General features: G+C 66.4%; 13 protein-coding genes. 5 read left to right on the forward strand and 8 right to left on the reverse strand.

The window, feature by feature from the left end:
* Window positions 1-557 (forward strand): hypothetical protein (locus tag IRZ12_RS10085; RefSeq protein ID WP_296467958.1); only part of this gene is annotated, 557 nt, incomplete at its 5' end.
* Window positions 558-569: 12 nt separating this feature from the next.
* Here IRZ12_RS10085 and rfaE2 read toward each other — a convergent pair.
* Complete coding sequence (gene rfaE2 / locus IRZ12_RS10090; RefSeq protein WP_296467984.1) at window positions 570-1,052, reverse strand: D-glycero-beta-D-manno-heptose 1-phosphate adenylyltransferase; 483 nt, start codon at window positions 1,050-1,052, stop codon at window positions 570-572.
* Between the two features lie 132 nt (window positions 1,053-1,184).
* Between rfaE2 and IRZ12_RS10095 the strand changes: the two genes are divergently transcribed.
* From IRZ12_RS10095 to IRZ12_RS10105, 3 genes are all read left to right on the forward strand, one after another.
* Window positions 1,185-1,844, forward strand: a complete 660-nt coding sequence (locus IRZ12_RS10095; RefSeq protein WP_296467962.1) for a response regulator — start codon at window positions 1,185-1,187, stop codon at window positions 1,842-1,844.
* A 1-nt stretch (window position 1,845) separates the two neighbouring features.
* Window positions 1,846-3,171, forward strand: coding sequence for an ATP-binding protein (locus IRZ12_RS10100; RefSeq protein ID WP_296467964.1), 1,326 nt, complete (start codon window positions 1,846-1,848; stop codon window positions 3,169-3,171).
* Window positions 3,172-3,238: 67 nt separating this feature from the next.
* Complete coding sequence (locus IRZ12_RS10105) at window positions 3,239-4,675, forward strand: DegQ family serine endoprotease (protein WP_296467966.1); 1,437 nt, start codon at window positions 3,239-3,241, stop codon at window positions 4,673-4,675.
* A 6-nt stretch (window positions 4,676-4,681) separates the two neighbouring features.
* On the opposite strand, the gene IRZ12_RS10110 is transcribed toward IRZ12_RS10105, so the two are convergent.
* The 7 genes from IRZ12_RS10110 to IRZ12_RS10140 all read right to left on the reverse strand — a co-directional run bounded on the left by IRZ12_RS10110 (window position 4,682) and on the right by IRZ12_RS10140 (window position 11,979).
* A complete protein-coding gene (locus tag IRZ12_RS10110; protein ID WP_296467968.1) occupies window positions 4,682-5,521 on the reverse strand; it encodes a ferritin-like domain-containing protein in 840 nt (279 codons plus the stop codon).
* Between the two features lie 150 nt (window positions 5,522-5,671).
* A complete protein-coding gene (locus tag IRZ12_RS10115) occupies window positions 5,672-7,105 on the reverse strand; it encodes a sodium:solute symporter family protein (protein ID WP_296467986.1) in 1,434 nt (477 codons plus the stop codon).
* Between the two features lie 179 nt (window positions 7,106-7,284).
* Window positions 7,285-8,838: a ubiquinone biosynthesis regulatory protein kinase UbiB gene (ubiB, locus tag IRZ12_RS10120; RefSeq protein WP_296467970.1), complete on the reverse strand. Its 1,554-nt coding sequence runs from the start codon at window positions 8,836-8,838 to the stop codon at window positions 7,285-7,287.
* A 4-nt stretch (window positions 8,839-8,842) separates the two neighbouring features.
* Window positions 8,843-9,457, reverse strand: a complete 615-nt coding sequence (locus IRZ12_RS10125; RefSeq protein ID WP_296467973.1) for an SCP2 sterol-binding domain-containing protein — start codon at window positions 9,455-9,457, stop codon at window positions 8,843-8,845.
* Window positions 9,458-9,561: 104 nt separating this feature from the next.
* Complete coding sequence (locus tag IRZ12_RS10130; protein WP_296467975.1) at window positions 9,562-10,530, reverse strand: TIM44-like domain-containing protein; 969 nt, start codon at window positions 10,528-10,530, stop codon at window positions 9,562-9,564.
* Between the two features lie 247 nt (window positions 10,531-10,777).
* Entirely contained in the window at window positions 10,778-11,557 is a 780-nt protein-coding gene (ubiE, locus tag IRZ12_RS10135) for a bifunctional demethylmenaquinone methyltransferase/2-methoxy-6-polyprenyl-1,4-benzoquinol methylase UbiE (RefSeq protein ID WP_296467977.1), read from the reverse strand.
* Window positions 11,554-11,979 carry a DUF971 domain-containing protein gene (locus IRZ12_RS10140; RefSeq protein ID WP_296467980.1) on the reverse strand — a complete coding sequence of 142 codons (426 nt, stop codon included), beginning with the start codon at window positions 11,977-11,979 and terminating at the stop codon, window positions 11,554-11,556. The genes ubiE and IRZ12_RS10140 overlap by 4 nt, the downstream gene beginning before the upstream one ends.
* Before the next feature lie 142 nt (window positions 11,980-12,121).
* Here IRZ12_RS10140 and phoB point away from each other — a divergent pair, with 142 nt between their 5' ends.
* Entirely contained in the window at window positions 12,122-12,832 is a 711-nt protein-coding gene (phoB, locus tag IRZ12_RS10145; protein WP_296467982.1) for a phosphate regulon transcriptional regulator PhoB, read from the forward strand.
* Window positions 12,833-12,912: the final 80 nt, after the last annotated feature.

Genomic DNA, 12,912 nt, shown 5'->3' on the forward strand with positions numbered 1-12,912 from the left:
CCGCCCCTGCCGTCTGCCCCGGTAACGCCGGCCTACGGCGAACCCGCCCCCTGGCAACCGAAAATGCTGCGACCACGGGCGAGCCCGTGGCCGGCCGGCCCTTCGCCTGCCTGGAATGGGGCGTTTTCGGTGACGCGGAACTCGGCGCCGCCCAAGACTGGCTCGGCCAACACCTGCCCGGCGTCAAGTACAGCGCCCGGCGCGAAGCAGGCCGCCCAGGCTGGATGGTCATCGTGCCTCCGCTCGGCAGCGCCGCCGCTGCCCAGGCCGCCGCCGCGCAACTTGGCCGGGATGGCGTGAAGGAATATTTCGTCATCCAAGAGGCCGGCCCGTTCCAGTACGGCATCTCGTTGGGCGTGTTCAGCACGGAGGCGGGCGCCCGCAAGCACGCGGCGACCGTGCAAGGCCAAGGCGTGCGCAACGTGAAAGTGGTGCCGCGCGACCCGCAGGGAGGCAAGAACTGGTTACGGCTCGAGGACGTATCGCCCGCCGGACGCCGCGCGCTGGACGACGCCCGAAGCCTTTTCGGCCGCGCTTCGGTGCGGGACTGCCGCTAGTCCCCGCGCGGCTCAGCTCCCGCGTATGCGCTGGACGAGCTTGGTGGTCGAGCGGTCGTGCTCGAAATCGATGGCGACCGCGTCGCCGCCCCAGCTGCGCACCAGCGCTGTCTCGGGCAGTTTCTCCATGTCGTAATCACCGCCCTTGACGATCAAATCGGGCCGCAGCTTGCCGATCAGCTCGAGCGGGGTGTCTTCGTCGAACCAGGTGACCACGTCCACCGACGCCAGGGCAGCCAGCAGCGCGGCACGATCGTCCTGGCCGTTCAGCGGCCTGTCCGGCCCCTTGCCCAGCCGCCGCGCCGAAGCATCGGTATTGATGGCCACCACCAGCATGGCGCCGAGCTGCGCGGCCGCGTCCAGATAGGTGACGTGGCCGCGGTGCAGAATATCGAAGACGCCGTTGGTGAACACCACGGGACGCGGCCACGCCGCGCGCGCGGCCAGGCATTCATCGGGGCTGAGGATCTTGGATTCGAAGCGGGCAGGCACGATGGGCGGCACACGGATGCAAAGCGTTCATTGTAGAGGCGTGACGGCCGGTCCGTGCAGGAATGCCTTCCGGGCGGCAACGATACACTCTGTGCAGGGCCACGGCCGGGGCCGCCACGGAACGAAGGAATCGCAATGCGACTACTGTTGGTGGAAGACGACCCGATGATAGGGGAAAGCGTGTTCGACGTGCTGCGCGCCGAACACTACGCGGTGGACTGGGTGAAGAACGCCAAGAGCGCCGATACCGCGCTGCGCACCGAGCATTACGACCTGGTATTGCTGGACCTCGGCCTGCCCGACGGTGACGGCCTGGCGCTGCTGCGCGGCCTGCGGGCGCGCAAGGTGCAGACGCCGGTGCTCATCGCGACCGCCCGCGATGCGGTCGAACAACGCATCGCGGGCCTGGATGCGGGTGCCGACGACTACGTGGTCAAGCCCTACGACGTGGACGAAGTGCTGGCACGCATCCGGGCCCTGATCCGGCGCAGCGCCGGACGTGGCGAGCCCTTATACGAACATGGCGGCGTGGTGCTCGACCCGGCCACGCGCACCGCCACGGTCAACGGCGAACCGGTCATGCTCACGGCCAAGGAATGGGCGGTGCTGGAACCGCTCCTGGCGCGGCCCGGCCTCATCCTGTCCCGCGCCCAATTGGAAGAGAAACTCTACAGCTGGAAAGACGAAATCAGCAGCAACGCCGTCGAGGTGTACATCCACGGCCTGCGCAAGAAACTAGGCGCTCAATTCATCCAGACGGTTCGCGGCGTCGGATACGTGATTCCCAAAGGCTGACATGTCGCGCTTTCCCATCCGTTCGCTGCGCGGCCGCTTGCTGGCTTTCCTGCTGGCGGCCATATTCCTCGCGGCGCTGCTGCAAGGCGCCATTGCGTATCGCGGCGCGCTGATCCAGACCGACGAAATTTTCGATCACCAGCTGCGGCGCATCGCGCTCTCCCTGGGCAACGGCAATCCCCTGTTCAGCACGGGGCCGGATGGCGGCGTCCTCGACGACCCCGCCGCACGCGACCTGATCATTCAAATCTGGACGCCAGATGGCGTGCGCCTGTTCCGGTCCACCCCCAAGCTCGTCCTGCCCGATCGCATCGTGCCCGGTTTCTCCACGGTGGAAACCGAAGGCAACGCTTATCGCATGTATACCCTCCAGGCACCCCTGCAGGTCATCCAGGTCGCACAGGACGTACGCGTGCGCAAGTCCACGGCGCGGTCGCTCGCCCTGCGCACGATATGGCCCATCGCCGCCATGGCGCCGCTGCTCATGCTCGTCGTCTGGTGGGTGGTCAGCCACGCGCTGACGCCGGTGGAACGGACGCGCAGGCAGATCGCCTCGCGCCAGCCCGACGACTTGTCCCCGGTCAGCGATTCCGGGCTACCCGATGAAGTCCGCCCTCTCGTCCGGGAGCTCAACCTGTTGCTCGGGCGGGTGCGCCAGGCCTTCGCCGCCCAGCAGCAATTCGTGGCCGACGCTGCCCACGAATTGCGCACGCCGCTCGCCGCGCTGAAGCTGCAGCTGGAATCGATCAAGCGAGCTCAAGACGAAGCGTCGCGCCAACAAGCCTTCGAGCGCCTTGCCGCCGGCATCGAACGCAGTGCCCGGCTGGTCGAGCAATTACTGTCGCTGGCACGGCAAGAAGCGCCCGTGGCTTCCTTTGCCGAGATAGACCTGGCAGACGTCGTGCGCACGGCGATCAGCGACGTCCTGCCGCAGGCCCAGGCGCGCGGCGTGGACATCGGCATGGAAGGCGCGCCCAGCGCCCGGCTCCGCGGACAGGGTGACGCGCTGGCGCTGCTGGTGCGCAACCTGGTCGACAACGCGGTCAAGTATGCGCCCCAGTCTGGACGGGTGGACGTGCGGCTCGCGAACGACAGGCAGTGCGTCACGCTGGACGTGGATGACGACGGGCCGGGCATCCCGCCTTCCGAACGCAGCAGGGTGTTCGATCGCTTCTACCGGCTCCATGCGGCAGAGACGCCGGGCAGCGGCCTGGGGCTGGCCATCGTCAAGGCCGTCGCGGCACGCCACGGCGCGACGGTCGAACTGCAGGACTCCCCACTGGGCGGGCTGCGCGTGCGGGTGCGCTTTCCTCATCGCGCGACTTAAGCATGGCTTAAGGAAACGGCTTCACCATCGCGCCATGACTCAACCACTCATGGCAAAGGAGCCGACTATGCATACCCGCAAATTCTCCGCCTCGCACCTGGTTGTGGCGTTGGTTGCCGCAGGCGTATTCGGCGCGGCCGGCGCCGGCGCTCTGACCCGCATCGCCGATGGCCAAGCCGACCCGGCCACCTTGACCACGCCTTCGTCCTCCGCTCCAGTGGGCGCGGCTACCCTGCCCGACTTTTCGCAGATCACGCAAAGCTACGGCCCGGCCGTGGTCAACATCAGCGTTACTGGCGCCCGCAAGGTCGCTGACGATCCGTTCGAGCACTTCTTCCGCGGCTTTCCCGGGTATCCCCGCGGCGGCGAGCGCAGCGTGCCCGTGCGTGGCCAGGGATCGGGGTTCATCGTGAGCCCTGACGGCCTCATCCTGACCAATGCGCACGTGGTGAACGGCGCCAAAGAAGTGACCGTCAAGCTCACCGACCGGCGAGAGTTCCAGGCCAAGGTGCTGGGCGCAGACCCGCGCACCGACGTGGCCGTGCTCAAGATCGACGCAAAAGGCCTGCCCACCGTGAAGCTGGGCGATCCCAACGCGCTGCGCGTCGGGGAATGGGTGCTAGCCATCGGATCGCCCTACGGACTGGAAAACACGGTGACGGCAGGCGTCGTCAGTGCCAAAGGCCGCTCGCTCCCGAGCGACAGCGCCGTGCCCTTCATCCAGACCGACGTGGCGGTCAACCCAGGCAACTCGGGCGGACCGCTGTTCAACTCGCGCGGCGAGGTCGTGGGCATCAACTCGCAAATCTATAGCCAGACCGGCGGCTATCAAGGCCTGTCGTTCGCCATCCCGATCGACCTGGCAACCCGGGTCAAGGACCAGATCATCGCGCATGGCGAAGTACGCCATGCCCGGCTTGGCGTGACCATCCAGGAGGTCAACCAGGCGCTGGCCGACTCGTTCAGGCTCGATGCGCCCGCCGGCGCGCTCGTGGCCCACGTCGAGCCCGGCAGCCCCGCAGACAAGGCTGGACTGAAGGCAGGCGATGTCATACGCGGCATCGACGGCAAGCCCGTAGTCGCCTCGGGCGACTTGCCCGCCGCGATCAGCCTGGCCTCGCCCGGCCAGGAGGTGAAGCTGGAGGTATGGCGCGACGGCAAGCCACGCGACATCGTCGCCAAGCTGGGCGGTGCCGAACCGGAAACCGTCGCCCGGACCGATGCGCCGGGCGCATCCCAAGGCAAACTGGGCCTGGCGCTGCGGCCGCTTTCCCCGCGGGAACGGGCGGCCACGGAAGGCCAAGGTGGCTTAATTGTCGAACAGGCGGTCGGTCCGGCGGAGAAAGCGGGCATCGAGCCCGGCGATGTGCTGCTCGCACTCAACGGGGTGCCCGTGCAAGACGTGGACCAGGTGCGCAGCCTGCTCGCCCAGTCAGGCAATACGGTGGCGCTGCTGATCCAGCGGGGCGACGCGAAACTCTTCGTGCCGGTGCCCTTGGGTTGACGCCGCCTACCGCGCCATGAGCTCCTTGCGGTAGCGGTTCAAGTCCTGCACCGTGGCGAAGCTGCGGCCAAGCAAGGTGGAGAGATTGTGCAAAATGCGGTCGACCACCTTGCTTTCCCATTCCTTGTCGAACTGGATCTGCTCGTCGAGCCAGCGCTCCAGCCAGCCGGGCTCGGGCAGGCGCGACTGGACCGTATCGTTGGGAAAAAGGCTCTTGTTGACGTGCAGGTTGGTGGGATGCAAGGCCTGCGACGTACGCTTGGCCGAGGCCATCAGCACGCCGATCTTGGCGAATGCGGCGCGTGCCTGGTCGGCCAGCTCTTTTCCGCGGTCCGTCAGGGCGCGCTTCATGTACCGGAGATAGGCCCCTGCATGGCGTGCTTCGTCCTGGGCGATGAGCTTGTAGATGGCCTTGATCACCGGCTCGGTGTGCCACTGGGCGGCGCGCCGATACCAGTGATTCAGGCGGATCTCGCCGCAGAAGTGCAAGGTGAGGGTTTCCAGCGCGGGCGCGGCGTCGAACTCGAAGCGAACGTTGTGCAGCTCTTCTTCGGTGGGAACCAGGTCGGGCCGAAAGCGCCGCAAATACTCCTGGAGCACCAGGGAGTGCTTTTGTTCCTCGTAAAACCAGATCGACATGAAGGCGCTGAAGTCGCTGTCTTCGCGGTTGTCGCGCAGGAACATTTCGGTGGCGGGCAATGCCGACCACTCCGTGATCGCGTTCATCTTGATCGTGCGCGCCTGTTCATCGGTCAACAGGCTGGCGTCGAACTGATCCCACGGCACGTCCTTTCCCATGTCCCAGCGCACGGACTCCAGGGATTTGAAAAGCTCCGGGTACAACATGGCGGGCCCCCTGTATCGAAGCCGGCTGCCTGGGCGGGCCAAGGCGCCGGAAGGTCGACGAACGACGGACGATATAGGCGGAGTTTTACCCCCTAATGACGCCTTTCTTCTACACCCGGCGCGCCCGGACGGCAAGCCGATGTAACAAACTCACAGGATAGGATGCAGCGCCGGCCGCTCACGCGCCCGCACGACTTGGGGGAGCAGGCTGCCGAGCCACATACCCGCGAATCCTGCCAGCAAACCGGCCAATTGTGGAGGGAACACCTCTGGGGCGAAGGCCCGGACCAGAAGCCAGGCCACGACCCCGAGGACCGACGACAGCACCGCGCCCTGCGTGGTCGCGCGCCGCCAGTAAAGCCCCATCAACAGCGGCACGAAGGCACCCACCAGCGTGACCGTGTACGCGCCCGCCACCATCTCGTAGATGCTGTCGGATGTGACCAGCGCAAAAGTCAGCACGCACAGTCCGAACACGACCACGGACCAGCGCATGGCACGCAGGAAGGCCTTGTCCGACATCCCCGGGCGGACATGGCGCAGGATGTTCTCGGCGAAGGTCGTGGACGGGGCCAGCAGCGTGGCCGAGGCCGTGGACATGATGGCCGAGAGCAGCGCGCCGAAGAAGAACACCTGCGCCGCGACGGGCATGTGCTCCAGGATGATGGTCGGCAGGATCTTCTGCGGATCCTCCTGCATGAGCTCGCCCACTTTCTCGGGCATGATGCCGAACGCGGCCACCGCGATGTACATGGGGATGAAGGCAAAAGCCAAGTAAAGCAAGCCACCGATGACCGGGCCCCGGCGGGCGGTGGCAACGTCTTTGGACGACATGACCCGCTGGTAGACGTCCTGCTGCGGGATGGATCCCAGCATCATCGTGAGCAGCGCCGCGATGAAGAACAGGATATCGTGCGGCGTGGCAGGCGGCAGCAGGCTGAACAGGTCCCGGCTGGAGGCCTGGTGCACGACCGCGTCCACCCCGCCAGCCAGGTCGGTGGCGAAATACGCAATGGTGAACAACCCCACCACGATGATGATCATCTGGAAAAAATCGGTCAGCGCCACCGACCACATGCCGCCGAACAGCGTGTAGGTCATGACGATAAGGGTGCCGATGATCATGCCCCCCGTCTGTGAAAACACGCCCGGATCGAGCATGTGGAACACCAGCCCCAGCGCCTTGACCTGCGCCGCGACCCATCCCAGGTAAGAGATGATGATGGCCACGCTCATCAAGACCTCGACGAAGGGGCCGTAGCGCTCGCGGTAATAGTCGCCGAGGGTGAGCAGATTGTGCCGGTAGAGGCGGGCGGCAAAAAACAGCCCCACCAGCACCAAGCACATCGACGCGCCGAACGGGTCCTCCACCACGCCGTCCAGGCCTTCCTGCACGAAGACCGCCGATACGCCCAGCACCGCCTCGGAGCCAAACCAGGTGGCAAAAGTCGTGGCGATGACGATGAACAGCGGAAGGGAGCGGCCGGCAACAGCGTAATCGGTGGAATTCGACACCCGACGAGCGGCGACGACCCCGATGGCGACGGAAACCAGCAGGTATAGCAAGACGAACCAGAACACCATGATGTCGCGGCCACCCGGACAAATGCCAAAACCGCGGGAGTATCGCATAGCGCGCCCCGAAAGCCCAGGCAAAAACAGCGTGCCGGGCACGCCGGAACGCCGCCGTCGCCAGGGCTGTGGAGGCTTCCGGCTGCACCGGCCTGCCTAGGCCAGGCGTGCCGCCGGGCCCCGCCGGTCGTCTAGCGCGACACGGCCCACAAGGCCACGGCCACCCCCACCGCCAACACGCCGGCGATGACCGCCAGCAGGCGGTTGGTCTGCTGCTGCGCCGCCCGCAGGCGCTGCAATTCGGCCAGCGTCTCGCCGGAGCGGTCGGGGCGCGCCAGCTGGCTGTGCACCAGCCGCGGGATCTGGGGAAGCATCTGGGCCCATTGCTGGGATTCGCGCTGGATGCCGTTGCGCAGCGCCGCCCAGCCCACGCGCTCGTTCATCCAGCGCTCAAGATAGGGCTTGGCGGTCTTCCAGAGATCGAGCGAGGGATCAAGCTCGCGGCCCAGGCCTTCGATGTTGAGCAAGGTTTTCTGCAGCAACACCAGCTGCGGCTGGATCTCGACATTGAAACGGCGCGAGGTCTGGAACAGCCGCAACAGTACCTGCCCGAGGGAAATCTCCGCCAGCGGCCGGTCGAAATACGGCTCGCAACATGCCCGGATCGCACCTTCCAGTTCTTCTTCCCGGGTCCCGGCCGGAACCCACCCAGACTCGATGTGCAGGCGCGCCACCTGCCGGTAATCGCGCCGGAAGAAAGCCAGGAAATTCTGGGCCAGATAGTTTTTGTCGAACTCCGACAGCGACCCGACGATGCCGAAATCGAGCGCGATGTAGCGCCCCAGCGTGCGGGGATCGTCCGACACGTAAATGTTGCCGGGATGCATGTCGGCATGGAAAAAGCCGTCGGCGAACATCTGCGTGAAGCAGATTTCCACGCCATCCCGCGCCAGCTTTTTCAAGTCCACGCCGGCCTCGACCAAGCGGTCGACATGGCTGACGGGGATGCCGCGCATGCGCTCCATCGTGAAAATGGACGGCGAGCAATAATCCCACATCACTTCCGGCACGATCAACAGGTCGCCGCGCGGCCCGTCCGGGGAGAAATTCCGGCGCAGCTGGCTGCAATTGGCGGCCTCGCGCAGCAGGTCGAGCTCGTCGTGGAGGTATTTGTCGAACTCCGCCACCACTTCGCGCGGCTTCAGGCGGCGACCATCGGCGGAAACCTTCTCGATCAGGGCGGCGGCGGCGCGCAACAAGCGCAGGTCTTTCTCGATGATGGGCGCCATGTTGGGCCGCAGCACCTTGACCGCCACCTCGCGGCCGTCGCGCAGCACCGCGAAATGCACCTGGGCGATCGACGCAGAGGCTACCGGGTTACGGTCGAAGCTGGCGAAAAGCTCGTCTGGATGGCGTCCCAGTTCCCGGCGGATGCACTCGATCGCGACTTCGCTCGGGAACGGCGGCACGCGATCCTGGAGCCGGGCCAGCTCGTCGGCGATGTCCGCGGGGATGAGGTCGCGACGCGTGGACAGCACCTGGCCGAACTTGACGAAAATGGGCCCCAGCGTCTCCAGCGCCATCCGCAGGCGTTCGCCGCGCGGCGCATCGAGCTTGCGCCCCAGCCGCAACACGACCAGCAGCCGCTCGGTCCAGGGATGCCGGATGCCGGAGATGACGAGTTCGTCCAGCCCATAGCGGAAGCTGACGAAGATGATGCGAATCAGGCGCAGGAAGGTGAGCATGGCGTCACGCCCCCTTGCCCGGGCTTGCTTCCAGACGGGCGAGCCGCGCGTTCAAATGCTCGACGCGCTTGGCGGCGCGCTCGACGTCGTCCCGCAGCCGGCGCACTTCGCCCGCCCACTGCTGCACTTCCGGCTTCGAGGCCACGGCGCGCGACTCCTCGGCCAGATACTCGGCCACGTTTTCGGCCAGCCGCCAGGCGCCCGCGCGCGCGCCCTGGGCCAGGCCGCGCGCTGTCCGCACGAGGCGGGCCGCGGGGATGTCCCCAATCACGGCAGCCAAGTCCTCCTCCACGTCCCAGCGCAAGTCGCGTGTCAGGTCGCCCACGACGTGCGCCAGGGCGGCATCCCCTTCGATGCGCACGGCGCCCATGCGACGGGCGGCATCTTCTGACAGCAGATCCGGGAGCCGGCCCGTATCCACGCTAAGCGTGACGTCGGGGGCAGCCTCCGGTCCGGCGGCCTGCACGAGTCCGTGAGGGGTGATGGTCAGCGCCAGATGCATGCCGCCGGCGACGAGGCAGGCCGTCTTGCCGGCATGCGGGCGGAGCCTTTCGCGCGCCCAGGGTTCGCGCAGCAACAGCGCGTTGAGCACCCGGATGGCGACGGCGGAAGGATTCAACGAGGACACGGGCATAGGGACGGAAAAAAATACGCCCGTCCGCAGACGGGCGCTCCACGGGGTTGGACCCCGCAAGTTTACCGGCTCGCGAGCCGGAACGTGATTTATTCGTCCCGGGCCGGGATCTGCTGCACGCCGGCTAGCAGCCACCCGCCGTCGTTGGGCTTGAAGAGATTCCAGACCTCCTCGAAACGGAAGGCCTCGGTGCCCGGCGCTTCGCGCAGCATGCCCGAGAAGCGGACGCTGGCAAGGTGCCCGTCGGAGACCGTCTCGATGCCCAGCAGCTCGGCATTGAGCAGGACCACCTCGGTGACGTTTTGCCCTTCACGCTTGCCGATCTGCTGGCTCAGCTCGGCGAGGAGGTCGTCCGTCACCAGCTCGCGCAGCTCATCGATATCGCCGCGGTCCCATACCCCCTGCAGCTTGACGAAGTAGTTCTTCGCGTGGCGCAGGAAGTTCACGGTGTCGAAGTCGCTCGGGATGCCCCATTCCCCCTTGGCGGGCTCTTCCACCGCCGTCGCAGTGGGGGCGGCAGCAGGAGCGGCCGCGACGGGCGCCAAAGGTGCCCGCGCCATGGGCTGGACCGGCGGCTCCTCCCGTTGGAAGCGGCTATTGCCCGCACCTTGCAGTGCCGGCTGCTGGCCACCGCGCAGGCGACGCAGGATGAACATCAAGGCAAAGACCACCAGCGCGATCAAGAGCAGGCTGCCGATGAACTCGGCGGCAGCGGCCCCGAGGCCGAAGTGCGACAGCAACGCGGCGAGGCCCAGGCCCGCGGCAATGCCGGCAATGGGCCCAAGCCAGCGCGACATGCCGCTGCGCGCCGCGGTGGCGCCGGCGGCGCCCGCCGCAGCCGGAGCAGCCTGCGACGGCGCGGCCTGCTGGCCCTGTTGCTGGGGATTACGCGCCGGCGGCACGGCCTGCCGCTGGGTGACGTTGCTCGATTGACGGCCTATGCTGCCTCCGCCCCCGAGGCGCTTGGCCAAGGCGTCGTGCGAAACGCCGAGCATCGCCACCGTCGAGATGGCAATGACCAGCGCCGGAAGGATCCGGGAAAAGAATCGTCGAGACATTGTATGGATTCTCCTGTAATCAATGTCGTGGCTGCGAGCGCCTACCGAACCGCGCCGGACCTTGTCCGAAGCGCCCGGCGCGCCCACCCGCCGTTTCCGTCAGTCCGGGCCCGGCCGCTACGCCCCCGCAGACGCGACGCCCCGCCTTTCCTGACAATAAGCTGAAATTTAACGGACTGAGCAACAAATCGCCAGTCGCAAGCGCCTGGATTTGCAAGGAAGATGCAACAGTGCCTGACCTCGCGCCCTAGAGCCGAACGCCCTCGTGCAGGGCGACCACGCCGGCAGTCAAGTTGAAATATTGCACCCGCGCCAAGCCCGCCTTCTCCAGCATGCGGGCCAAGGTCTCCTGGTCGGGGTGCATGCGGATGGATTCGGCGAGGTACCGATAGCTGGCCTCGTCCTTGGCCACCTTGCGGCCCAGCCACGGCAGCACGTTGAACGAATACCAGTCGTAGGCCGCGCGCAGGGGTTTGGCCACCTGCGAAAACTCCAGCACGAGCAGCTTGCCGCCCGGGCGCAGCACGCGGGTCATCTCCGCCAGGGCAAGGTCCTTGTGCGTCATGTTGCGCAAGCCGAACGCCACGGTCACCCGGTCGAAATAGCCATTCGGGAAAGGTAGCTTCTCGGCATCACACACTGCGGTCGGTATGATCAGCCCCTCATCGAGCAGCCGGTCGCGCCCGACGCGCAGCATGGAATCATTGATGTCGGTGAGCCATACCTCGCCCGTCGGCCCGGCACGGCGCGCGAAGGCCTTGGCGAGATCGCCGGTGCCGCCCGCGATGTCCAGGACTTTCATGCCCGGACGCACGCCCGCACGCGCCACGGTGAACAGCTTCCAGGCCCGGTGGAGCCCGCCGGACATCAGGTCGTTCATCAGATCGTAACGGGAGGCCACCGAATGGAAGACTTCGGCGACCTTTCGGGCTTTCTCGGCTTCGGCCACTTTCTGGAAGCCGAAATGCGTGGTGCCGTCCGCGACGTCGACGCTCTCCGGACCCGCGGAATAATGCTTATCGCTCATTGTTTACCTTCACGGCGTACTTCGGTTGTTTCCAGGCCGTCCAGTGGCTCGGGATCGCGCGACGCGCCGGCAGCCTCGAGCGCAGCGAGATATTCGGCCCAGAGCCGGTCCTGGTCGCGCCCGAGCGCATACAGGATGTCCCAGGAGTAAATGCCCGTGCTGTGCCCGTCGGAAAAATGGGGCTGCACCGCATAGTTGCCCACCGGGTCCAGTGCCACGATGTCGACGTCGCGCTTGCCGACCTGCAAGGTTTCCTGGCCCGGCCCATGCCCGCGCACTTCGGCGGAGGGGCTATAGACCCGCAGCAGCTCGAACGGCAGCTTGAAAGTCTTGCCGTCATCGAAGGAGATCTCGAGCACCCGGGACTTGCGGTGCACGACGATGTTGGTCGGCGAAGGGATGTGTTTGTCGAGGCCTGCCATAATTTTCTCGCGCTAAGCCCTCCATGGTAGCCGATGGACGCGCCGCGCCCCCGCCACCGAAGGAACCGGTGCCCGCGTGTCACATACGTGAAACAATACCGCCATACTATGGACATGCTTGAGCAACCTTGAGCGGCACACCATGTCCAGCACCATTTTAGTCGTCGAAGACGAACCGGCCATCCAGGAGCTGATTTCCGTCAACCTGTCCTTCGCGGGCCATAAAGTCTTGCGGGCGGCCGATGCGGAACAGGCGCAAACCCTGATCCGCGCCGAACTGCCCGACCTCATCCTGCTCGATTGGATGCTGCCCGGCACGTCGGGAATCGCCCTGGCCCGCAAGCTGCGTGCCGAAGAGCGCACCAAGGGCGTTCCCATCATCATGCTCACCGCCAAGGGCGCGGAACAGGATAAAGTCGACGGGCTCGAAGCCGGGGCCGACGACTACATCACCAAGCCGTTCTCGCCCAAGGAGCTCATGGCCCGCATCAAGGCCGTGCTGCGCCGGCGGGCGCCCCAGCTGACCGACGACCCGATCGAGGTGGCCGGGCTGCAGCTGGACCCGTCTACCCACCGCCTCAACGGCCATGGCCGGCCCCTCGACATCGGGCCGACGGAATTCCGCCTGCTACATTTCTTCATGACCCACCCCGAACGGGTCTTCACGCGCTCGCAATTGCTGGACCACGTCTGGGGGGATCACGTGTTCGTCGAAGAACGGACCGTGGACGTGCACATCCGCCGCCTGCGCAAGGCGCTCGAGCCGAGCAAGCACGATTGCCACATCGAGACCATCCGCGGCAGCGGCTACCGGTTCACGGCGCGTCCCGCCATGAACGGCAGCGGCGCCTGATCCGCCTTCGCGAACGGCACCGATCGATGAAGCCGGCCCGCTCTGCGGCTTCTGCCCCCTCGCCCCGTCGTTTACCCCGA

It is taken from the genome of Pigmentiphaga sp. (assembly GCF_019689535.1).
Lineage (GTDB): Bacteria > Pseudomonadota > Gammaproteobacteria > Burkholderiales > Burkholderiaceae_B > Pigmentiphaga.